Source organism: Labilithrix sp. (genome assembly GCA_019637155.1).
GTDB lineage: Bacteria > Myxococcota_A > Polyangia > Polyangiales > Polyangiaceae > Labilithrix.
The window spans coordinates 118,372-140,097 of the sequence record JAHBWE010000003.1 but is presented as its reverse complement, the minus strand read 5'-3'; the positions used below and the strand labels follow the sequence as shown (position 1 = coordinate 140,097).

Genomic DNA, 21,726 nt, shown 5'->3' with positions numbered 1-21,726 from the left:
TCACAAGCCCTCCCAAAAAGCCGAGAGGTCGGGCGGGAGCGGCGCTTCCATCACGAGCGGCCCGCCGAGGACGGGGTGCTCCATCGCCATCCGCGCGGCGTGGAGCGCGTGGCGCGGGAGCTCGAGCATGACGAGGTCCTCCTCCGTCAGCTCGCCGTCGGCGCCGCGCGCGAAGCAGTCCTCGTCCGGGCCGTAGAGCTTGTCGCCCACGATCGGCGCGCCGAGGCTCGCGAGGTGGACGCGGATCTGGTGCTGCCGCCCCGTCTCGAGCTCGCAGCGGACGAGCGCGTACGCGCGGCCGTTCTTCGCCGTCTTCGTCGCCTCGACGTGGAAGCGCGTCGCCGCGTGGAGCGCGTCGCTCGTGACGCCGAGGCGCATCTTCACGCGGTAGCGGCCGGCGGTGTCGAGCTCGAGCGAGCGCTCGAAGCGGAAGGCCCCCGGCGCGTCGTCCGCGGGCGTCACGTTGGCGCCGAGCTCCGCCGCGCGCTCGGGCTCCGGAACGCCCCACGTGATCGCGCGATACGACTTCTGCACGCCGGCGCGCGCCTCGATCTTCATCTTCAACGCGCGGTCCGCCGCCGCGCTCTTGCCGCATACGAGCACGCCGCTCGTCTCGCGATCGAGGCGATGCCCGAGCGACACGAACTGCCCCGGCCGCGCGTCCTTCAGGATCTTGATGAGCGTGTTCTTGTGGTACCGCGCGGTCGGATGCACGGGCAAAAGGGCCGGCTTGTTCACCGCGAAGAGGTGCTCGTCCTCGAAGACGATCGGCACGTCGGTCGGGACCGGATCTTCGTCCCACGGCGGGCGCCACAAGAGGAAGTGCTCGTCGGCCTGGACGCGGTGGTTCGGGCGGAGCCGCTTGCCCTTCGGATCGAAGGCGCTGTTCCGGACGATGAACTGGGTGCGGGTGCGGCTCGTGCGTTTCAGCTCGCCCTGGAGGAACACGTCGAGCCGCTGCCCGGCCTGCTCCGGGGGCACGCGAAACACGCTGACGACGGCGCCCTCCGCGACGCCCTCGGGGCGCGCGAGGCGGTCGATGTCCGTGTCGCTGATCCGCAGCCTCGTCACGGCTTTTTCTTAGCGTGATCCGTGGTAGCGTGCCGACCGAATCGCATGGAAATCCTCTTCGTTACGACCGAGCTGGCTCCCTACGTGAAGGTCGGCGGCCTCGCCGACGTGAGCTCGGCGCTTCCGAAGACGCTGAAGGCGCTCGGCCATCGCGTCACGGTGGTCATGCCGCGCTACGCCGCCTTCGAGGACGCGGGGCTCCTCCTCGCGCGCCGCCTCACCCCGCTGTCGCTCACGCTCGGCGACAAGACGTACCCCGTCACCGTCTACGACACGCGTCTCTCGTCGCAGGTCGAGCTCACGCTCCTCGAGGTCCCCGGCCTCTTCGATCGCGCCGGCGTCTACGGCGAGCGCGGCGAGGACTACCCCGACAACGCCGCGCGCTTCGCGGTCCTCTCCCGCGCCGCCGCGGAGCTCGCGAAGCAGCGCGCGGCCGACGGCGCCCCGTTCGACGCCGTCCACGCGAACGACTGGGCCACCGCGCTCGTTGCAAAGTACATGAAAGACCTCGACGTCCCGACGCCGGTGGTCCTCACGATCCACAACGTCGCGCACCAGGGCGTCTTCCCGAAGGAGGCGCTCGCGCAGGTCGGCCTCGGCGCGAGCGACTTCACCGTCGGCGGCATCGAGTTCTACGGCGGCATCAACCTGCTCAAGCAGGGGATCCTCTCCGCCGACGTCGTCACCACCGTGTCGACGACGTACGCGCGCGAGATCCAGACCGCGGAGCTGGGGCATCGCCTCGACGGCGTGCTGCGCGCGAAGGGCCGGATCGTCGGCATCGTCAACGGCGTCGACTACGGCGTCTGGAACCCCGCGACCGACTCGAACATCGCCGCGCGCTTCGACGCGGAGGACGCCTCGAACAAGGCGCGCTGCAAGGGCGCGCTGAAGAAGGAGCTCGGCTTCGCGCAGGAGCCGGACGTCCCGATCGTCGCGTCGGTCGGCCGCGTCGTGCACCAGAAGGGGAGCGATCTCCTCGCCGAGGTCGTGCCGCGCGTCCTCCGCGGGAGCGACTGCAAGGTCGTCATCGCCGGCGCGGGCGACGAGGGCCTGATGGCGAAGCTCGACGCCGCCGCGCAGAGGTCGCACGGCAACGCGGTGTACCTCCGTGAGGTGCCCGAGGCGCAGGTGCATCGCATCTTCGCCGGCGCCGACGTCGTGCTCGTGCCATCGCGCTTCGAGCCCTGCGGGCTCGTGCAGCTCTACGCGCAGCGCTACGGCGCGCTCCCGGTCGCGCGCGCGACGGGCGGGCTCGTCGACACCGTCATCGACTGCGACGCGAAGCTCGAGACGGGCACCGGCTTCCTCTACGAGGCCGACACCGCCGACGCGCTCTACGGCGCGGTGCAGCGCGCGCTCGCCGCGTACACGTCCCCGCGCTGGTCCGCCCTCCGCCGCCGCGTGATGCGCCTCGACCGCGGCTGGGAACGCGCCGCCCGCCAGTACGAGCAGACGTACAAGAGCCTAAAGCCGCTCTCCTGAGCTCCGAGTCTCTTCACTTAGGCGCGCACGACTCTCCAGTCCACCGCTACGCCTTCGGTATGCGGCGTCGCGAGGATCAGCCTTTCCGCTCCCCATCACGCCCACACTCGAGCCGGCCCTCCATCCCCGAGTCCATCACCCAACGTCGGGGGCTTCGCCCCCGACACCCCCACCCCAGACACGGCCCTCGCGCTGCGCGCTCGGGGCGCTACGCGCCCGCTGTGGCGGCCGCGTCTGGGGCCCCGAGTCCATCACCCAACGTCGGGGGCTTCGCCCCCGACACCCCCACCCCCGACACGCCGACACGGCCCTCGCGCTTCGCGCTCGGGGCGCTACGCGCCCGCTGTGGCGGCCGCGTCTGGGGCCCCCGGAGCTTCGGTCCGAGGTCGCTGCTGGTGGATCTTTCGTTCACCAGGGATCCAGGATCCGCGGCTGGTGGGCCTCAAATCACTGGGGTTTTTACCAGGGGGTGGAGGGCACACAGTGTGCGTCCATGGCGGTATGCGCTTCGTCGCTGGTGTCTTGACGTGTGTCTTGGCTGCGGGCTGCGCGGGCGGCTCGGAGTCGGTGGGGAGCGCGGATCAGGCGGCGACCGGCGCGTGCCGCGTGATGTTCGAGGACGAGGACATGGTGCTGTTTCGCACGCCCGAGGGCGAGCGGCTCATCGCCTCGAAGCGCCTTCACGTCGTCGACGTGCGGATGACGCCGTCGCAGCGGACGGCGAGCGCGCTCGAGGGGACGCGGTTCTGGGACTCGCACGTCGAGTACGTCCTCGCTCCGCGTGTGACGGAGGAGTCGCTGATGAAGATCGGGAACATGCTCGGCGAGCAGTTCCCGGCGGCGCCGATCACGATCAACACCTCGACCGGCGCGGTCGACACGACGATGCGGCCGGCGTCGACGCGCTTCAGCGCCGAAGGCGAGAACGTCGTGGCCGATCTCGTCGACCCGACCGACGGCGCCTCGCCGGTGATGAACGCGGCCTACCGCCGGTCGTTCCTCCGGAGCGCGCGCGTCAACGCGACGGCGGCGTGCGGCGGCGGGCAGATCCCGATCACGCTCGAGACCGGCGCGGGCGCGCCGACCTTCGAGGCGACGAAGGCCAAGTTGTTCCAGGCCGGCAACGACCTCCGCGCGCTCGATCAGTTCCTCGCCACCGCGAACGCGATCAAGAGCGGCGATCGCTACCGCGACAACCTCACCAAGGTCGGCCCCGAGGTCGCGTCGAAGATGACCGCCTTCGCGGAGCTCGTCGATCGGGAGATCCGTCCCTTCGCGAACGTCTACGGCGCGAGCGCGGGCCGCGCCGAGCTGCAGGGCAAGGTCAACGCCGCGTGGGCGTCGTACCTCGACCTCGCGGGCACGGTCCTCCGCGCGACCAACTCCACCGTCGGCGTCGAGGCGCTGTTCGTCAGGAACGGCGACGGCTCGTACGGCATGAACGAGGAGACGCCCGCGCTCGCGAACGAGCTCCTCCCCGGCGCGAACACCTTCCGCTTCACGGTCGAGGGCGCCCTCGCCGAACGCGGCGACCTCTGGGCCGAACGCGCGCTCCAGCCCTGAGGCTTTCTTGTTCGAGCGGGGCCGGCAGGGTCTGCCCCTCTCGAGCTCTCCCCGCCGGGGTCTCTCCGCGCGCGGGGCGCGTTCCGCCGCCCCGGACCCCCGAGAGGGCTACCGCGGCGTCCGATCTTCAGCTCCGAGGTGCGTCGGCGGTCAGGCGCGTCGCGTGGGCGAGCCATGACGTGCGGAGCGCCGCGCGGCCGAGGAGCAGCGTTTGGTGCGCGGCGAAGAGGAGCCAGATCACGTTGCCGCTGCGTGATGCCTCCCAGTCGTTGAGCGTCGCGCCGGTGCCGACGAGCCAGAGCGCGACGCCGGCGCGCCAGGCCCAGCCGAGGCCGGCGGCGGCGGGGCGCGTGCGCGCGACGCGCAGCGCGGAGAGGATCGCGTTCGTGATCGGTCGCTTCGTCTCGCCGAGCGCGACGTCGCGCGCGAGGGCGACCTTCGCGAGATCGCCGAGGACGCCGGCGGCGAGCACGAGCACGAAGAAGGAGCCGAACACGACGAGCCGCGCGACGAACGCGCGTTGATCGCCGTAGGTGCGCTGCATCGCGTGGTCGAGCGACGACGAGAGGTAGTAGCCGACGCCGAGGAAGAAGCCCTCGAGCAACGCGGCGAGGAGCGCGACGGCGAGGAGCGGGAAGAACGCCGAGAGCCCGACCCGGAGCGCGGCCCCCGGCCTCGGCTTCGCGGAGACGAGCGACGCGACGACAGCGCCGAACACCACCTGCGACGCGAGCCCGAACACGACGAACAGCACGAGCGTGGTCCTCAGCACGATCGCGAGCGTCGGCCCATCCGCGTTCAGCCACTCCATGAGCGCGAGCGCGCCCGGCCGAAAGAGCACCGCATCGCCGTCCGGATGCCCCCCCCACACCGCGCGCGCCCACGCATACACAGGCGTCGCGAGCACGTACGCGCACCCGAGCTCGAAGAGCCACACCCCCACGATCGTGCCCGGCCGCCGCCGCGCCCGCACCCCCACACCACGCACGGCCGCCGCCGCCCCGCCATCGCGCGATGCTGCCGCCCCATCGTCCGGTGGCGTGCTCTTGCTCATGGGCCGAGGCCTCCGAGCAAGGTGGCGGCCCACCACGTCGCGCGCGCCAGCGTCTTCGGGGCGCCGGCGCGGGGCTGGCTTGGCGCGGTCGCGAAGTCGTTCTCGCGGTTTCCGTCGAGGAGGATGTTCTCCCAGCGATCGACGACGGCCGCGCGGAGGGGGCGCGCGCCGGAGTAGGGGACGCGGATCGCCTCCGACTGGCCGTCCCACGGGACCACCGTGGTCGTGCCGTCGTCCGCGATGAGCGTGACGTCGACCGGAAACTTCAGCGTGCCGCGGCGGACGACGAGGACCCAACCGTCGTAGAGGTTCTTGCGCTTCGCCTTCTCGAGCGTGAGCGTCTCGCGCTTGCCGTCGCGATCGAACATGCCGGCCGCGCTGCGCGACGGGTGCGAGCTGATCTGCGTGATCGCGTAGTCGACCCAGCCCTTCTCGAAGAGCGCGACGCGGAGGTTCTCCTCCGCTCGCGGCGAGACGTGCTCGCCGATCGCGCGGAGGAGATCGTCGGGCGTGGGGTGGCGGAAGCGGTGGGCGCGCGCGTAGGTCCCGAGCGCCGCCTCCATCTTCTCCCGCCCGTACGCGCGCGCGATCGTCTCGAGGATCGCGGCGGTGCGGCTGTAGATCAGCGCCCCGTACGACGCGCCGGTCATGAACGCGCCGGCGCCTTGCGCGACGCGCTCGTCGTGGCCGAAGTGGCGCGCGCGCTCCGACTGCGCCTCGACGTCACCCGCCTGGATACCGAGGAAATCGATGCCGGAGCCCGCGCCCTTGAACGCGCGCATGCCGTCGTTCTCGGCGTACGAGTTGACGCCCTCGTCGAGGAACGGCCACGCGTCCTCGTTCGTCGCGACGAGGCCGTAGAACCACTGGTGCCCGAGCTCGTGGATCGTGACCGCCTCGACCTGATGGATGCCGCGCGGCAACCACGACGGCCACCCCGTCGTGATGAGCGTCGGGTACTCCATCCCGCCCGCTTCGGGCGCGCCCGCCGGCGGATGCACCACCGTGAGGACGGGGTACGGGTACTTCCCGTAGCGCGCGCCGTAGTGCGGGAGCGCGAAGCGGACCGTCTCGAGCTCGCGCGCGGCGTGGTCGTCGTAGTGCGGCGGCGTGAGGACCGTCACGTCGACGTCCGCGATCCGCTCCTTCCGTACTTGCCACTCGTCCCACGCCGTCCACGCGAAGTCGTGGACGTCGCCCTGCACGTGGCGCTCGACGTGGCGGCCGCCCTCGTCCTTCTCCTCGATCGCGGGGCCGGTCGCGCCGATGACGAAGCCGGCCGGCACGTCGAGCGTGACGTCGTAGGTCCCGAAGTCGGCGTAGAACTCGCCGAGGTGGTGGAACGGAAAATGCGCGAACGTCCCGTCCGCCTCGAGCTTCGCGATCTTCGGGAACCACTGCCCGAGCATGTGGAACGAGCCGAAGTAGCCCGTGCGCTCGACGATCGTGGGCAGCTTGTCGTCCCACTCGATCTCGAGCGTGATCGACGCGCCCGGCTCCACCGCGTCGGGGAGGGGGAGACGCGCGTCGGTCTCGTCGTCGTCGCCGCCTCGCTTCGTCTCGAGCTGGCCGAGGAGATCGGCGCGCGCCGCGCCGTCCACGAGCGTGAGCTTCTTCACGTCGATCGCGCCCCAGTCGGACGGGACCGTGCTCCCGCGGAAGCCGCCGATCGGCGCGCGCATGAAGACCGACGACTGGTTCTTGAACGCGTTCAAGTAGAGGTGGAGCCACAGCTCCTTCACCGGCTGCTTGCTCGCGTTCTTCCACGCGATCGTGCCGCTGCCATGGAGCGTGTGCGCGGAGGGATCGAGCTTCGCGTGGAGCGTGTAGCTCGCGATCGGATCCGCGTGCTCGAGCATCGGCGTCGTCGCGCTCTCGCTCCGCGCGGGCTCGCCGTCCTTCGCCTCCGTCGTGCCGGTCGCCCCGGTCGCGAGCACGACGAGGCTGAGCAGGATCCCGGCGCGCGCGGCTCGCATGCGGCCGCGAACGTTAGTCGATCACGGGAAGAACGACGCGTACTTCTGCTCGAGCGCGGCCGGCACGTCGCGCGCGCGGCTCATCTCGCCGAGCGCGGCGGCGGCGGGGCGCTGCGTGCGCGCCTTCGTCCGCGGGTCCACCGCGTAGAGGCCCATCCGCATCTGCATGCCGTGGTTCCACTCGTAGTTGTCCATCAGCGTCCAGGCGTAGAAGCCGCGCACGTCGATGCCGGACGCGATCGCGCTCTTCACCTGACCCATCGTCTGCACCATCCACGCCGCGCCGGCCTGCGGGTTCGCCATGTCGGCGCCGGTCTCGCTCACGTAGAGCGGGAGCTTGTAGCGCTCGTACACGCGGCGGAGGGTGGCCTCGAGGCCCTTCGGATCGCCGTCGAAGCCGGCGAGCGGATCGAAGTCCATGTACGGCGAGATGCCGCCGGTGAGCCAGCCGAACCAACCCGGCTTCGCGCGGAAGCGGAAGTAGTAGTTCACGCCGATGAAGTCGACGCGGCCGGCGATGTCGGCGCGGACCGGCGCCTTGCCCGGGCCCGCGTTCCACTCCTCGTCGAGGCGGCCGTTCACGACGCCGTCCATGAACATGTCGTGGAACACGTACTGCGCGTGCTCGGCCGCGCGCTTGTCCTCCGCCGACGCCGTGTTCGGGACGATGTCCGAGAACGCGTAGACGATGCCGACCTCGGAGCCCGGATCGTTCGCCTTGATCGCGTCGTACATCTTCGCGTGCGCTTCGATCATCGCCGCGGCCGCGGTCTTCGCGCCGTCGAGGCGGGCCCAGAAGGCGGAGAGCCCCGGCGGGTTCGAGCGCATCGGCGTCGCGATGAGGTAGCCGGGGAGGACGACGGCGGAGAACGGCTCGTTCAGCGTCGCCCAGCGATCGACCTCGCTCCCGAACTCGTGCGCGACGAAGCCGGCGTACTTCGCGATCTCGTTCGTGATGCGGGAGCGATCGGGATCGGCCCAGCCCGCCTTCTTCGCGCGGATGCAGTCGTCGAGCGACTGGTTGCACATGTTCCCGTCGTGGACCCACAGCGGGAGCGAGTAGTGGTTCACGGTGACGAACGGCTCGAGGCCGCGCGCCTTCATCGCGCGGAAGAGCGAGTGGTAGAACGCGAGGCCGGCCGGGCTCGCGATCGCGCGGAGCTCGGCGTGATCGGTGATGCCCCACGTCGCCTGCGGGAAGATGCGGCTCCACTCGATCGAGAGGCGCACGCTGTTCGAGCCGAGCTCGTTCGCCGCGCGATCGAGGTCCTCTTCGTAGGTCTCGAAGAAGCCCGGACCCGACGACGGCGGATCCTTCGACATGAAGAGGATGGGGTTGTGGACGATGCGCGGCGTCGTGATCCACTGGTACCAGTCGCTGCTGCGGTCCTCGCACTCCGCGGCTGGGACGTTGGGGCAGCCCATGTCGACCTGGAAGCCCGCGATCGCGGCGCCGAACTTGAAGTCCTTCGGGAACGCGCTCGCCGTCGCCATCGACTCGTCGGAGGCGACGTCTTCGCCCGCGCCGCTGCAGGCAGCGAGGGCACCGATCCCGAGACAGAGCGCAGCGGAGCGAAGGAAAGTCATACAAGGGGATAGCATACGTTTGCATACATGTCGGGTGATATCGCGACTGGAGGTATTCTTTTCCAGTCTACCTGTGTTCTTGAACCATCTTCTTCGATGTAAATAGTTGAAATTACGTCAATCTGAAATCGGCAGGCTCCTTGCTCGATGTGCGCACTATGCGTACATCTGCATACGCCCTCCTCTTGATCGTCCTCGCGTGCATCGCGGCCTGCGGGGCCGGCGACGAGGCGAGCGGGACCTCCGAGTCGGAGCTCGGGGAAGCGCCGTCGCTCATCGTCGTCCAGATCGATCCGGCGCTCCCGCGGAGCGTGGGCGATCGGATCGAGGCGCTCGTGCGCGAGACCGCCGACGGCGCGCGCGTGCTGCGCGTGACGCCGGAGCTCGATCGGTTCGCGGCGGGCGACCACGTCCTCGCGATCGGCGACGTCGCGGCGGCGCGGCTCGTCATCGAGGACGGCGAGGCGGCGGCGCTCTCGCCGGAGGGCTTCGTCGTTCGCTCGACGACGACGGCGAGCGGCGCGCGCATCCTCGCCGCGCGCGGCAAGGACGCCGCCGAGAAGAGCCACTACGCGCGTCCGAACCGCGGCACGCTCTACGGCGCGTACGCCGCGCTCGAGGCGATCGGCTTCGGCTTCCTCCATCCGCTCGCGCCGACGAAGCCGGCGCGCTTCGAGGTCCCCGCGCGCTCCATCACGAAGACGGAGAGCCCGCGCTGGCACGTGCGCGGGATCCACCTCCACACGATGCACCCGCTCGAGCTCACGAACTTCCTCAACGGCTGGGGCACGACGCCGGAGGACCGCGCGGGCTGGGAGGCGCAGCTCCCGGAGTGGGACCGCTTCCTCGAGTGGATGATCGCGAACCGCCAGAACCAGGTCGAGTGGGTGCTGCTCGAGGCGAAGTCGTGGCAGTCCTTCGCGCTCAGCGACGAGCGGCTCGCGCGCCTCACCGCGATCGTCACCCGCGCGCACGAGTGGGGCATCGACGCCGGCGCCGACACGCCGATGGCGCTCCAGCAGCAGCACTCGTTCAAGCTCGTCGAGGAGCAAGGTGAGCTCGCGACCGAGCTCGCGAGCATCCACAAGCGCGTCGATTGGCTGATGAAGGCGGGCTACGACTTCCTCGCGACCGAGAACGGCACGACCGAGTTCACGCACGCGGACCCGGCGCGGATGCTCGCCTGGATGAACGAGATCGTCAGGTACATGCACGACGAGCACGACGGCCGGCACGCGAACATCAAGGTCCACTGCTCCACCGGGCAGAACGCGGACGGCTTCACCGACCCCACCACCGGCGGACCGCTCAACGTGAACTTCCTCCCGCACTACGCCGACGCGAAGATGGGCGTGCTCCCGCACTCGGTGCAGCACTACGGCATCGACGACGCGGCGCCGACGTACGGCAACCAGAACTTCGAGTACATGCGGAAGTTCCTCCAGGAGGAGGTCGGCCGGCGCGAGGTCGTGTGGCACCCCGAGACCGCGTACTGGGTCAGCTTCGACGTCGACGTCCCGCTCTTCCTCCCGATCTACGCCGAGCGGCGCGTGCACGACCTGCGCCTCCTCGCCGGCGACGCGAAGGCGGGCCGGATGGGCCGCGGCGAGCACGCGGGCAAGGACATGGACGGCCAGATGATCTTCTCGAGCGGCTGGGAGTGGTCGTACTGGCTGAACGACGTCGTCGCCGCGCGCGCGGTGTGGAACCCGCACGAGGAGGCGGCGACCGATCTCGAGGCGACGCGCGCGATCCTCGACGACGCCTTCAACGCGTTCGGCGCGGCGAAGAAGCAGGTCGTCGACGCGCTCCTCGACTGGATGCACGACGAGCGCGAGCTCCTTATATACGGCCGCGACGGGAGTCACGCGCCGTCGAAGGTCGAGCTCCGGAACGGCCAGGCGTACATGCAGGGCTGGGAGGTCTGGGACGACGTCTCGATCCTGGCGGGGAAGATCCCGGGCGTGAAGGCGCCGAAGACGCAGCCGGATCACCTCGGCCTCGTCGAGATGCGCATCCCCGGCCACGGCGGCCCCGGCTACTCGCGCGAGATCGAGCCGCTCCTCGCCGCGATGGAGCGCGTCTTCGCCCAGCGCGCGAACGAGCTCGCCGCCGCGCTCGCGCCCGCGACGCCGGTGGTGAAGGACCTCGCCGACGAGATGATCGACGCCGCGCGCATCACCGCGCTCCGCGCGAAGCAGGTGCACGGCCTCTACGACTACGTCGACAAGTACTGGGACATGATGGTGCCGTTCTCGAGCGCGGGCGCGTGGCGCAAGGAGCGCCTCAAGCAGGCGCGGCTCGCGCTCGACGAGGCGCAGCCGATCGTCACGCGGCGCGAGGCGCGTTACCGCGTGCCGGCCGCGCGCATCGCGAGCTGGGGCAACAACCCGACCGCGTACGAGTACGGCTACCTCTGGACGGTGCACTCGCTCCTCTACTGGTGGCGCGACGAGGGCAAGGCGGTCGATGCGCCGGCGACGCCCTGCTACCTGAACATCGTGAACCCGGCCGACGTCGCGCTCGGCGAAGGCGGCGTCGTCGACGCGCTCCGCGTCGTGCGCAAGGTGTTCGAAGCGAACGACATCCTGGGCGGCATCACCCCGTGCCTCGCCGAGCCCGCGACCGAGCCGACCTTCCCGCAGGACAACCTCCGCTCGCGGCCGCGGCCCTGAGATCGCTCAGCGGGTCTGCATCACGAACGCGAGCACGCCGATGACGGCGGCGGCGATGACGGCGCCGATGATGATGAGCTTGTCGCGCGCCGTTCGCTTGTGGACGATCTCGCCGCGCGCCGCGTGGATGCCGTGTTTGAGCCGCGCGCGCGCGACGGCGCTCGCGTCGACGTGGTCGGAGAGGAGGACAGCCGCCTTGCAGAACTGGCAGACGATCTGCACCGAGCCGTCGTCCGGCACCGCGTTCTTCCCTCCGCAGCGCGAGCACTCGACCCCCTCCGCGCGAAGGCGCGCCAACGCATCGTTGCCCGCGACCTGACGCCCCAGGTCGATCGCGAGCCGCTCGCCGTCCGAGACGTATTCGTTCACGCGCTGCTCACGTCCGCACGGCGCGCAGCGAAAGGTGTGGACCGTGACGTCGAGCGGCACCGCGACCGGCGCGCGACAGTGCCGGCACTCGGCCGCGCGCGTCGCGGCGCTGCGGCTGCCTTCGAAGCGCGGCGCCGCGTCCGTGCGTTCGCCGCGCATCGCGGCGCCGACGTGACCGAGGAGCGCGTCGGCGGAGACGGCGGCGGCTCCTGCGTACGCCGCGGTCACGAGCTGGGCGCGGCAGTACTGGCAAGCGAACGACGGCACGCGGAGATCGTCCGGCAGCGGCGTGCTCGCCCCGCACTGCCGGCACGTCACGCCGCGTCCCATCCCGCGAGACTACTCCGGATCGCGTACGATGCGCGGCCCATGCGTCGCGTGTTCCCGCTCGTCTTCGCGCTCGTCTCCGGCTGCGGTGGAGGCGAGGGCCCGAAGGCGCCGCCGTCCACGCCGTCGTCGTCGCCGGTCGTCGTCGCGCTGGTGATCGATCAGTTCCCCGCGTGGATCGCGGAGGAGCGCGTCGGGAAGCTGCCCAAAGATGGGTTCTTCGCGCGCATGCGGCGCGAGGGGACGTGGGCGAAGACGATGCGCTACCCCTACGCGCTCACCGACACCGCGCCCGGGCACGCCTCGCTCCACACCGGCAAGGTGCCGTCCGAGTCGCACATCCTCGTGAACTCGATCCCCGACGACAAGACGGGCGCGCGCACGTCGTTCTTTCGCGACGCGGCGACGAAGCTCGTGACTCCGGGCGGCGTGCTCGACGCCCACGGCTCGTCGGCGAAGGTGCTCGCGGTGGAGACGGTCGCGGATCGGCTGCGCGCGGAGCGGCCGGGCGCGAAGGTCCTGAGCTTCTCGCTCAAGGATCGCGCGGCGCTCTTGCCGGCCGGGAAGCGGCCGACGCACGCGCTCTGGTACGAGCCGTCGAAGGACACGTTCGCGACGTCGACCGCGATCGCGCCGGCGTTCCCGGCGTGGGCCGCGCCGATCGCGGACAAACGAGCGATCGAGCGCGCGAGGGCGGAGACGTGGACGCTCTTCGACGCGAGCTTCGTCGCAGAGAACGTCGGCGCGACGAAGGACGCGGCGCCGGGAGAAGGCGACCTCCAGGGGCTCGGGACCACGTTCCCGCATCGCGCGTCGAACGCGTGGGCGTTCCGGGCGACGCCGATGGCGGATCGCATGGTGCTCGATCTCGCGCTCGCGGGCGTGAAGGCGGAGCGCGATCCGAAGGAGCCGCTCCTCCTCCTCGTGAGCCTCTCGACGTCGGACGTCGTGGGTCACACGTTCGGTCCGTCGTCGTGGGAGGCGTGGGATCACCTGCGCCGCCTCGACGTCGCGCTCGCGCGTTTCCTCGACGCGCTCGAGGCGATGACGGGTCCCGCGAGCGTGCTCGTCTCGGCCGATCACGGGAGCGTCGTGATGCCGGAGGCGCGCCCGGGCTGCGTCGAGCGCGACGAGGGCGATCCGTACGAGCGGCCGTGCGGCGGCGGCGGTCGCCTCTCGCCGGACGGCCTCCGCCTCGAGCTGATCGCGGAGGTGGCGGCCGCGACGGGACGGAGCGACGTCGTCGCCGGCGTCTCGGACGGCTATGTGTTCCTCACCGCGGCGGGCCGCGGCCTCGACGTCGCGCAGCGCACGCTCGCCGACGCGGCCGTGCGGCGCGTGCTGCTCGAGAGGCACAAGGCCGACGTGGCGGAGGTCTACGACGTGCGCGACTTCACCGCGAGGTGCCCCGCCGCGCTCGCCGCGGGCCGCGGCGTCCCCGAGCGCGCGAAGCCGGGCGAGGACGTGCTCGTCCTCGTGTGTCGCTCGTGGGCGCCGAACGCAGGCGCGGGCGACTACTACGTGCTCCCGTCGCACGGCTCGTTCTGGGACGGCGAGATCGTCCCGGGGAAGGGGACGAGCCACGGCACGCCGTACCTCTATGACCGCACGGTGCCGCTCTTCGTGCGCGGCCCCGGCGTGCAGGCCGGGGCCGTCATCACCGATCCGGTCGACTTCACCGCGTACGCGGCGCTCGAGGCGTCGCTCCTCGGCATCGACGCGCGCGCGCCGTCCGCGATCCTGAGCGAGCTCACTGCGCGGCGATGAGGGCCTCGAGGGCGCTGTGCTGGCGCGCGGCGTCGACCTGATCGACGGGGCCGGTCCAGCTGAGGCCGTACTGATCGAGCGAGTCGTGGGCGCTCGCGAGCGACGCGGCCTGGCGCTGGAGGTACGCGCGGTAGGGGCGGCCGGGGAGGGCGCGATCGAGCTCGCCGAGGTTGCGCGCGTAAATGCCCTTGAAGGAGGGGCCGTCGCGGCCGCAGCGATCGGCGGAGCCTTCGCACGGCTCGCGGAGGACGCCGTTCGGGTGGAGCCCACGATCGTTCGTCGACGCGTCCGCGAGCTCACGCGCCTTCGCGAGGTAGCCGTCGTCGTCGTGCGCCTTCGCGAGCTCGACGAGGGCGCCGAGGATGACGCCCTGGTTGTAGCTCCACGCGACGCCGTCGTTGTTGCGGCACTGCCCGTCGAGGCCGTCGTTGATCAGCTTCTGTCCGTTGATCATCCCGCTCGCCTGGAACCAGCGCCACACCTCGTCGGCTTGCGCGAGGTACCTCGTGTCCCCCGGCGTCCGGTTGTGGATCGCGGCGGCGAGCTTGATGAACAGCTCGTTGGTGATCGCGTTCTTGTAGCTCTTCGCGTCGGACCACCACACGCCGCCCCCGCACTTGTCGTCCTTGAAGCGCCAGAGGTAGTCGGCGTCCTTCTTCGCCATGTCGAGGTAGCGCGCGTCGCGCGTGACGTCGTAGGCGCGGACCCAGGCGAGGCCCCACCACGCGGTGTCGTCCATGTAGTCGTTCGTGAAGCTCTTGCTCTTGTTCCGATCGAACGTGACGCCGATCGCGTAGTCCCAGGTCGTGTTCCCCGTCGCCGCGCGGTAGTCGACGATCGCGGTGAGCGCGTTGGCGGAGTTCCACCACCCCGTCGACGGCCACTTCCCGGAGCCCGCGTCGTACTGCGCCATGAGCGCGGTCGCGGCGGCGTCGACCGGCGTCTTCGTGTTCGTGCGCGCGCGGAGCCACGGCGTGCACGTGATCTCGCGCCGGTTCCCGGCCTTGCCGCACGCGCGCAGCGCGCCGACGAGGCGCTTCGACGGCACGTCGATCTCGTACATGAGCGTGCGCCACGCGCGCTGCCCGTTCGGGACCTTGGTCTTGCCGAGCTTCGAGCCGCCGGACCACGACTTGCCGCCGTCGAACGATCGATCGAGCCACGCTTCGTCGCCGGGCTCGCCGTCCTCGATGCTGGCCCACCCGGCGCCGTCGGCGTCGCTGAGATGGAGCGCCACGCGCCGCCCCCAGACCGACGACGACGCCGCGACGCGTCCGCCGCCGCTCGCGCCCGCGGGATCCGCGCCGTCGCCCTCGGCGCTGAGCTCGTCCGCCGAAGCAAGCACGCCCTCCGCGTCGTCGGCACACCCGACGACGAGGAGGAGGCAGGCACCAAGAAGAAGGAAGGAGCGTGACATGCGGATATCCACCCACATGCACCCCCAATGCCGCGCGCAACCCGTTGAAATCGCACGCAGCGCCGTGCGCAACCTGTCCCCGAGCGAGAGACGCCGGGTGGATCGCCCCTGTTCCGCCCGCGCTCGCGCATCGCGCAAGCCGCTGCGCGAGCGTCTCTACTTCGGGCTCAAGTCCCCGGGACCGAACGGCGCCAGCTTGTTCGTGGCCGTCACTTCGGTCACGCCGCTGCGGTAGCCGACGCCTTGGATCGAGCCGTACTGATCGCCCACGTTCGGTTGGAAGGGGGACGGGCCGACGTCGTTCGCGACGAAGCTCGTGACGGCGAGCTCCGTGCTCGCGCCGCCGATCGGGCGTACGCGGAAGTCGACCCCCTGCGTCGCCCTGACGACCTCGACGTCCTTGACCGAGAGCAAGACCGACTGAAGCTCCAGCGCGCGGCTTCCGCTGTCGGCGATGTCCGCGAGCGTCACGTTGAAGCTCTTCACGTTGGGCGTGGACGCCGTCCGCTGGACACCCTCGGGCGTCGCGTGGATCTGGTCTTGCGACCGGTACGTCGCGTACTCGCCCGTGACGGTGACGATGTCGCCCCGTACGACGGACACGGCGGCGGCGCCGAGGTAGACGTAGACGCCTCCCCACGCGACGTTCTCTTCGTGCTGAGCGAAGAACCCGTGGGTCGGGCCGGCCACCTTGACGCCCGACACCACCAAGCCCTTGACCCTCACCTTCGCACCGTACGCCGGGTGCCCGGCCGCGGTCGGGTTGCGGAGCACGTGGATGTCGAGATCCAACGGCTCGCCGGCCTTCGGGCCGCCGCCGTCGTCGGTCGGCTGCGCGGGGTCCGACGCGTCCCGTCCATCCGGCGTCGCAGCACCCGCGTCCACCGGGCTCACCACGAGGTCGTCTCCGACGCACCCGAGGAGCGTCAGTCCTGCGACGAGGAGGAGCCGCTTGGCGAACATGCGGAGCGGATCCTATCAGCCCGTCGCGTCACTTGCAGCGGCTGTTCGCGCGCCGATACTCCGCGGCGCGCACCTTCGGATCGCCTGGCTTCGCCGCCCTCGCGCGCGCGATCTCGTCCGCCGATCGTTCGCACATCAGGCGGACGGAGGCCTGCGAGGTCGCGGTGACGAGGTGGTCGAGCGCCTCGTTCGCGTAGAGGAGCGGGATGTCGAACGCGCAGAGCTCCGCCGACTCGTCGAGCTTCGCCGCGACCTCCGCGTCCGACGTCTTCGCGCGCGCCTCCTTCACCGCGTCGCAGATCGACTCCGCGTCACCTTCGCCCGCGGTCTCCTTCGAGTTCGACTTCTTGATCTTGACGAGGTGATTGAGCGCCGTGAGCTGGAGGCTCGCGCGCTTCAACGCCGCCTCGTGCGCCACCTGCGCCGGGCTCGGCCCCGCGTCGACGACGGCGGCGACGGACGCGGACGGCAGCGGCGAGAACGCCGAAAACGGCGAGGCATCGCCGTTCGCATCGCCGGCGGCGTCGCGCTTCGCGAGCTTGCACGCCGCGAGCAGGGCGAGCGCGAGAAAGATTCCAGCTCCCCGCCCGGAGAGAGGGAGGGGGGTCAACGGTTTTGCACCGGGCGAGGAGCTGTCGGGACCTACTGCGAGCGCCGTGCCGCGCGCCGACGCGGCCGCCGGATGGCCAAGCCGCGGCATTTCCTCGCGCGCATGGGGTCCACCTGGATCGTCGCGCTCGAATGTGTACCCGCCGGGTGACACCACGATCGAGCTTGCATCAAAACGCATGTGGCGTCTGCTTCAGCGGTCTTGCTGGACACTGAACGTTAGATCAGTTATCGTCGTGGGCGTGGCGCGGCACCTCCCCGTCTCGAACCCACAGAACCGCTTCGAGAGCATCCAGCTCGAATATGACGAGGGCGAGGCGCCCGACGCCGAGCTCGAGGTCTACGAAGACCAGTCGAAGAGCATCCTCGCGACGAACGACTCGCCCGATGTCGGCTTCCGCTGGAGTGTGAATCCGTACCGTGGCTGCCAACACGCGTGCAGCTATTGCTACGCGCGGCCCTCGCACGAGTACCTCTCGTTGGGCGCCGGGACGGACTTCTCGCGGAAGATCGTGGTGAAGAAGCGCGCGGCGGAGTTGCTGCGCGAAGCCTTCGACAAGCGCTCGTGGAAGGGCGAGCTCATCGTGTTCAGCGGCATCACGGATTGCTACCAGCCGCTCGAGTCGAAGCTCCGCATCACACGCGCGTGTCTCGACGTCTGCGCGGAGTACCGGAATCCCGTCGGCATCATCACCAAGTCGCCGGTCATCGAGCGCGACGTCGACGTGCTGCAGGAGCTCGCGCGCACCGCTCGCGTGCGCGTGAGCGTGAGCGTTCCCTTCTGGGACGCGGGCGTCGCGAAGGCGCTCGAGCCCACCGTCACCACGCCGGAGCGACGCATGAAGATCGTGGAGACGCTCGCGAAGGCGGGCATCCCTGTCGGCGTGAGCGTGTCGCCGATCGTGCCGGGCCTCAACGACGAGCACCTCGGCGACGTGCTCGAGCGCGCGCGGGACGCCGGCGCGCGCCACGCGTTCTACGTGCTCCTGCGTCTCCCCGGCGCGGTGAAGGACGTCTTCGAGAAGTCCCTCCACGAGCACCTGCCGCTCCGCGCCGAGAAGGTGCTGCGCCGCCTTCGCGAGGCGCATGGCGGCAAGGTCTATGACTCGTCGTTCGGGCAGCGCGGCCGCGGCAGCAGCGTGTACACCGACGCGTTCCGCGTTCTCTTCGAGCGCACCGCCAAGCGCTGCGGTCTCCATAGCGTGGAGATGGATCAGTATGAAGCGACGGCGACCGAGGGGCGCGCGACGTTTCGGCGCCCCGCTCCGAGGACCACGAAGACGGGACAGACGTCGTTCGGTTTTTGAATCACTTGCCGGGGATGTGCTCCACCAGCGTCGTCGTGCGGAGGCGCTTGCCGTAGCGCTCCGAGTAGAAGAAGACGGGGGCGCCGGGGAGCTTCTTCGCGAAGTAGAAGGTCCAGACCTCGCCCTCCTCCATCGTCACCTCGTAGACGATGCACTCGAACTTGCCGGCCGGAGTCTTCAGCTTCTCGTCGCGCGTCTGCGTCTTGTCCTTCGGGAACTCCGACTGCTTCTGGAGCGCGTTCCACGACATGCGCTTCGACTGATCGCCGCCGGAGTGGACCTCCGCGCCGCCGTCGTCGACGTTGCGGAACGTGATCGCGTACTCCTTGGTCGGCTTGCTCGGCATCTCGACCTTGTAGCGGTACGTGCGGCCGTTCTTCGTCGCGCCGCGGATCTGCTCCGCCGTGAACGGCGCCGGATAGACCGGACCCTTCGGCGCCTCCGGCTCGGAGCTCGCCCCTCCGCCTTCGCCGAAGCCGGTGTCCTTGTCGTTCTTGTCGAGCTCCGCGAACGCCTTCGAGGTGTCCTCTTCGTTCGACCTCTTCACCGGCTTCTTCGGGACGCACGCGAACGCGAACCCCGCGATGAGGAGCACGCCCGCGAGCCGAGTCATGCCGCTTTTGTATCGGTAGTCCCGGCCGGAGCGCTCGTGAATTTGAACACGAGCTTCTTTCCGGGCTTCTTTTCGCCCGTGTCCTCGTCCGTGATCTCCGCGTCCTCCGCGTCGATCGTGACCGCGCCGCCCTTTTCGAGCTTGCCGAAGAGGAGCTCCTCGCCGAGCGGCTGCTTCACGTCCTCCTGGATGACGCGCGCGAGCGGGCGGGCGCCGAAGTCGGGGTCGTAGCCCTTCTCGGAGAGGTGCGCGCGCGCGGCCTCGGTGAGGTCGAGGGTGACCTTCTTCTCCGCGAGCTGGCCCGCGAGCTCCTTCATGAACTTGTCGACGATGCTGCCCATCGTCTCCTTCGAGAGCGGATCGAACGCGATGCGCGCGTCGAGGCGGTTCCGGAACTCGGGCGAGAAGAGCAGCTTGTACTCGCGCTCCGCGTCGCCGGTCGCGCGGCGATCGCCGAAGCCCACCGCGCGGCGGCCGAGGTCGCGCGCGCCGACGTTGGACGTCATGAGCACGATGACGTGACGGAAGTCGGTCGACTTGCCGTTGTTGTCGGTCAGCTTGCCGTGGTCCATGATCTGGAGCAGCACGTTGAACACGTCGGGGTGCGCCTTCTCGATCTCGTCGAGGAGGAGCACCGCGTGCGGCGTCTTCGCGATCGCGTCGGTGAGGAGGCCGCCCTGGTCGAAGCCGACGTAGCCGGGCGGCGCGCCGATGAGGCGCGAGACCGTGTGGCGCTCCATGTACTCGCTCATGTCGAAGCGCACGAAGCTGATGCCCATGATCTTCGCGAGCTGCTTCGCCACCTCCGTCTTGCCGACTCCGGTCGGGCCGGTGAGGAGGAAGTTGCCGATCGGCTTCTCGGGCGCGCGGAGGCCGGCGCGCGCGAGCTTGATCGCGGCCGCGAGCTGCTGGATCGCGCGGTCCTGCCCGAACACCACCGTGCGGAGATCGGTCTCGAGGCTCTTCAGCTTCTCGCGATCGTTCGAGCTGACCTCGCGCGGCGGGATCTGCGCCATGCGCGCGAGCACCGACTCGACCTCGGCGACGCCGACGACGATCTTGTGCTTGTGCGCCTCCGCGGGCGGGGACTCGACCGGCTTCGGCGGCGATGCGTCGTCGGCCGAGGCGTCGAGCTTCGGCGACGACGGCGGCCCGAGCTGGAAGATCGGCGCGACGGGCTTGTCGTCCGAGTAGAGCTTCAGCTTCGCCGCCGCGCCCGCCTCGTCGAGCAGGTCGATCGCCTTGTCCGGCAGCTTGCGGTCGTGGAGGTAGCGCGCGGAGAGCGTCGCGGCCGCGTCGAGCGCGTCGTCGGTGTAGCGGACGCCGTGGAAGTCCTCGTACTTCGAGCGGAGGCCCTCGAGGATCTTCTTCGTGTCCTCGATCGAGGGTTCGAGCACCTCGACGCGCTGGAAGCGACGCGAGAGCGCGCGGTCCTTCTCGAAGTGCTGGCGGAACTCCTCGAACGTGGTGGAGCCGATGCAGCGCATGCGGCCGGAGGCGAGGGCGGGCTTGAGGAGGTTCGACGCGTCCATCGAGCCGCCGCTCGTCGCGCCGGCGCCGACGATGGTGTGGATCTCGTCGATGAAGAGGACGGCGTTGTCGATCTTCTGGAGCGCCTTCACCACCCCCTTGAGCCGCTCCTCGAACTCGCCGCGGTAGCGCGTGCCGGCGATGAGGGCGCCCATGTCGAGCGAGTACACGGTCGCCTTCTTCAGCGCGTCCGGCACCGAGCCCTGCACGATCTTGAGCGCGAGGCCCTCGACGATCGCGGTCTTGCCGACGCCGGAGTCGCCGACGAGGAGCGGGTTGTTCTTCTTCCGCCGCGCGAGGATCTGGATCATGCGGGAGATCTCGTTCGATCGCCCCACGAGCGGATCGATCCGCTTCTCCTTCGCCTCGTCGTTGAGGTTGATGCAGTACGCCTTGAGCGGGTCCTTCCGCGAGCGCGGGCCCTCCTCGTCGCCGATCGACGCGGACTCCTTCTCGCGCGCGTCGTCCGGCTCGTCCGCCTTCGAGACGCCGTGCGAGATGTACGCGACGACGTCGAGGCGCGTGACGGAGGCCTTCTCGAGGATGCTCACCGCGGGGGAGTCGCGCTCGGCGAAGATCGCGACGAGCACGTTGGCGCCGGTGATCTGCTCCTTGCCGCTCGACTGCACGTGCGCGGCGGCGCGGCGGATCGCGCGCTGGACCGCGAGCGAGGCGGCGGGGACGTCGAAGCTCTCCTCCGGCACGCTCTCGAGCTGATCGGAGAGGAACTGCTCGAGCTCCTTCTTGATCGTGGCCGGGTCGCCGCCGGCGTGGCGGATGATCTGCGACGTCGGCTCGTCGAAGAGGAGCGCGTAGAGCAGGTGCTCGAGCGTGAAGTACTCGTGCCGCCGCCGCGCGGCTTCGTTCTGCGCGAGGGTGAGCGCGATTTCGACTTCGGGACTGATACGCATTACTCGGGCTCCGTCGTCAAAAGCAGCGGCATTCCGTTCTCGCGGGCGGCGTCCATCACCTGCTCTGCTTTGGTCTCGGCGACGTCCTTCGTGTAGACGCCCGCGACCGCGGCTCCCTTGTGATGGACCGTGAGCATGATGTGTCGCGCCTCGGTCTCGTTCTTGTGGAAGAAGCGCATGAGCACGTGGATGACGAACTCCTGGGTGGTGTAGTCGTCGTTGTGGAACACGACCTTGAAGCGGCGTGGGACCGCGCTGACCGGCGCGTCCTCGAGGTCGACGTCTTCGTTTTCCCCCGGGGTTCCTGCTGGGCCAGGAGGATCCGAACCGCCTGTTGCTGCACGGAAGAGCTGCTCTCGTTCGGTGGGCAATGGAGTCCCTCTAGTCTCGCGTTCTGTCACGCCTCCTGCAAGCGCATGCACAGCGGCAGGAACGACGGGTGCATACATCGGATGCTGCGGCCGGTTTGGCGGTCGCGCAAGGTGGCGTGATAGCCTTCTTC

The 21,726-nt window shown here is 70.1% G+C and carries 16 protein-coding genes; 5 read left to right on the top strand and 11 right to left on the bottom strand.

The features are described 5' to 3' along the window. Window positions 1-1,071 carry an RluA family pseudouridine synthase gene (locus tag KF837_06970; protein MBX3227035.1) on the bottom strand — a complete coding sequence of 357 codons (1,071 nt, stop codon included), beginning with the start codon at window positions 1,069-1,071 and terminating at the stop codon, window positions 1-3. A gap of 45 nt (window positions 1,072-1,116) precedes the next feature. Here KF837_06970 and glgA point away from each other — a divergent pair, with 45 nt between their 5' ends. Then, window positions 1,117-2,556: a glycogen synthase GlgA gene (gene glgA, locus KF837_06965; protein MBX3227034.1), complete on the top strand. Its 1,440-nt coding sequence runs from the start codon at window positions 1,117-1,119 to the stop codon at window positions 2,554-2,556. Between the two features lie 522 nt (window positions 2,557-3,078). Beyond that, window positions 3,079-4,119, top strand: coding sequence for a hypothetical protein (locus tag KF837_06960; protein MBX3227033.1), 1,041 nt, complete (start codon window positions 3,079-3,081; stop codon window positions 4,117-4,119). Window positions 4,120-4,246: 127 nt separating this feature from the next. On the opposite strand, the gene KF837_06955 is transcribed toward KF837_06960, so the two are convergent. From KF837_06955 to KF837_06945, 3 genes are read right to left on the bottom strand one after another with little or no spacing between them, the layout of a single operon-like run. Continuing rightward, the gene (locus tag KF837_06955; protein MBX3227032.1) at window positions 4,247-5,173 is read right to left on the bottom strand and encodes a hypothetical protein; all 927 of its coding nucleotides are present in this window, start codon (window positions 5,171-5,173) and stop codon (window positions 4,247-4,249) included. After that, window positions 5,170-7,149, bottom strand: a complete 1,980-nt coding sequence (locus tag KF837_06950) for a M1 family metallopeptidase (protein MBX3227031.1) — start codon at window positions 7,147-7,149, stop codon at window positions 5,170-5,172. Before KF837_06950 ends, KF837_06955 begins: the two co-directional genes overlap by 4 nt. A gap of 21 nt (window positions 7,150-7,170) precedes the next feature. Beyond that, window positions 7,171-8,736 (bottom strand): glycoside hydrolase family 1 protein, encoded by a 1,566-nt coding sequence (locus KF837_06945; GenBank protein ID MBX3227030.1) that lies wholly within the window; start codon window positions 8,734-8,736, stop codon window positions 7,171-7,173. Window positions 8,737-8,894: 158 nt separating this feature from the next. On the opposite strand from KF837_06945, the gene KF837_06940 reads away from it, so the two are divergent. Further along, a complete protein-coding gene (locus tag KF837_06940; GenBank protein ID MBX3227029.1) occupies window positions 8,895-11,411 on the top strand; it encodes a hypothetical protein in 2,517 nt (838 codons plus the stop codon). A 6-nt stretch (window positions 11,412-11,417) separates the two neighbouring features. Here the strand turns inward: KF837_06940 and KF837_06935 are convergent, their stop codons facing one another. Continuing rightward, on the bottom strand, window positions 11,418-12,110 hold the full coding sequence (locus KF837_06935; protein ID MBX3227028.1) for a hypothetical protein: 693 nt from the start codon (window positions 12,108-12,110) through the stop codon (window positions 11,418-11,420). Between the two features lie 39 nt (window positions 12,111-12,149). Between KF837_06935 and KF837_06930 the strand changes: the two genes are divergently transcribed. Beyond that, complete coding sequence (locus KF837_06930) at window positions 12,150-13,874, top strand: alkaline phosphatase family protein (protein MBX3227027.1); 1,725 nt, start codon at window positions 12,150-12,152, stop codon at window positions 13,872-13,874. On the opposite strand, the gene KF837_06925 is transcribed toward KF837_06930, so the two are convergent. The 3 genes from KF837_06925 to KF837_06915 all read right to left on the bottom strand — a co-directional run bounded on the left by KF837_06925 (window position 13,858) and on the right by KF837_06915 (window position 16,864). Further along, on the bottom strand, window positions 13,858-15,291 hold the full coding sequence (locus tag KF837_06925) for a glycosyl hydrolase (protein ID MBX3227026.1): 1,434 nt from the start codon (window positions 15,289-15,291) through the stop codon (window positions 13,858-13,860). The genes KF837_06930 and KF837_06925 overlap by 17 nt on opposite strands. A 156-nt stretch (window positions 15,292-15,447) precedes the next feature. Continuing rightward, a complete protein-coding gene (locus KF837_06920) occupies window positions 15,448-16,254 on the bottom strand; it encodes a hypothetical protein (protein MBX3227025.1) in 807 nt (268 codons plus the stop codon). Window positions 16,255-16,282: 28 nt separating this feature from the next. After that, window positions 16,283-16,864 (bottom strand): hypothetical protein, encoded by a 582-nt coding sequence (locus KF837_06915; protein ID MBX3227024.1) that lies wholly within the window; start codon window positions 16,862-16,864, stop codon window positions 16,283-16,285. Between the two features lie 178 nt (window positions 16,865-17,042). Here KF837_06915 and KF837_06910 point away from each other — a divergent pair, with 178 nt between their 5' ends. After that, on the top strand, window positions 17,043-18,170 hold the full coding sequence (locus KF837_06910) for a PA0069 family radical SAM protein (protein MBX3227023.1): 1,128 nt from the start codon (window positions 17,043-17,045) through the stop codon (window positions 18,168-18,170). A gap of 1 nt (window position 18,171) precedes the next feature. Here the strand turns inward: KF837_06910 and KF837_06905 are convergent, their stop codons facing one another. The 3 genes from KF837_06905 to KF837_06895 are packed head-to-tail and all read right to left on the bottom strand — an operon-like array spanning window position 18,172 to window position 21,673. Continuing rightward, the gene (locus tag KF837_06905; GenBank protein MBX3227022.1) at window positions 18,172-18,783 is read right to left on the bottom strand and encodes a hypothetical protein; all 612 of its coding nucleotides are present in this window, start codon (window positions 18,781-18,783) and stop codon (window positions 18,172-18,174) included. Further along, a complete protein-coding gene (clpA, locus tag KF837_06900; protein MBX3227021.1) occupies window positions 18,780-21,224 on the bottom strand; it encodes an ATP-dependent Clp protease ATP-binding subunit ClpA in 2,445 nt (814 codons plus the stop codon). Before clpA ends, KF837_06905 begins: the two co-directional genes overlap by 4 nt. Continuing rightward, window positions 21,224-21,673, bottom strand: coding sequence for an ATP-dependent Clp protease adaptor ClpS (locus tag KF837_06895; GenBank protein MBX3227020.1), 450 nt, complete (start codon window positions 21,671-21,673; stop codon window positions 21,224-21,226). The genes clpA and KF837_06895 overlap by 1 nt, the downstream gene beginning before the upstream one ends. Between the last annotated feature and the right edge of the window lie 53 nt (window positions 21,674-21,726).

Excerpts from the sequence above, each read along its gene's own strand:
- KF837_06925 (MBX3227026.1), bottom strand. The coding sequence starts at position 15,291 with ATGTCACGCTCCTTCCTTCTTCTTGGTGCCTGCCTCCTCCTCGTCGTC.
- KF837_06895 (MBX3227020.1), bottom strand. The coding sequence starts at position 21,673 with ATGTATGCACCCGTCGTTCCTGCCGCTGTGCATGCGCTTGCAGGAGGC.
- KF837_06935 (MBX3227028.1), bottom strand. The coding sequence starts at position 12,110 with ATGGGACGCGGCGTGACGTGCCGGCAGTGCGGGGCGAGCACGCCGCTG.
- KF837_06930 (MBX3227027.1), top strand. The coding sequence starts at position 12,150 with ATGCGTCGCGTGTTCCCGCTCGTCTTCGCGCTCGTCTCCGGCTGCGGT.
- KF837_06910 (MBX3227023.1), top strand. The coding sequence starts at position 17,043 with ATGTGGCGTCTGCTTCAGCGGTCTTGCTGGACACTGAACGTTAGATCA.
- glgA (MBX3227034.1), top strand. The coding sequence starts at position 1,117 with ATGGAAATCCTCTTCGTTACGACCGAGCTGGCTCCCTACGTGAAGGTC.
- clpA (MBX3227021.1), bottom strand. The coding sequence starts at position 21,224 with ATGCGTATCAGTCCCGAAGTCGAAATCGCGCTCACCCTCGCGCAGAAC.
- KF837_06940 (MBX3227029.1), top strand. The coding sequence starts at position 8,895 with ATGCGTACATCTGCATACGCCCTCCTCTTGATCGTCCTCGCGTGCATC.
- KF837_06905 (MBX3227022.1), bottom strand. The coding sequence starts at position 18,783 with ATGACTCGGCTCGCGGGCGTGCTCCTCATCGCGGGGTTCGCGTTCGCG.
- KF837_06955 (MBX3227032.1), bottom strand. The coding sequence starts at position 5,173 with ATGAGCAAGAGCACGCCACCGGACGATGGGGCGGCAGCATCGCGCGAT.
- KF837_06945 (MBX3227030.1), bottom strand. The coding sequence starts at position 8,736 with ATGACTTTCCTTCGCTCCGCTGCGCTCTGTCTCGGGATCGGTGCCCTC.
- KF837_06950 (MBX3227031.1), bottom strand. The coding sequence starts at position 7,149 with ATGCGAGCCGCGCGCGCCGGGATCCTGCTCAGCCTCGTCGTGCTCGCG.
- KF837_06920 (MBX3227025.1), bottom strand. The coding sequence starts at position 16,254 with ATGTTCGCCAAGCGGCTCCTCCTCGTCGCAGGACTGACGCTCCTCGGG.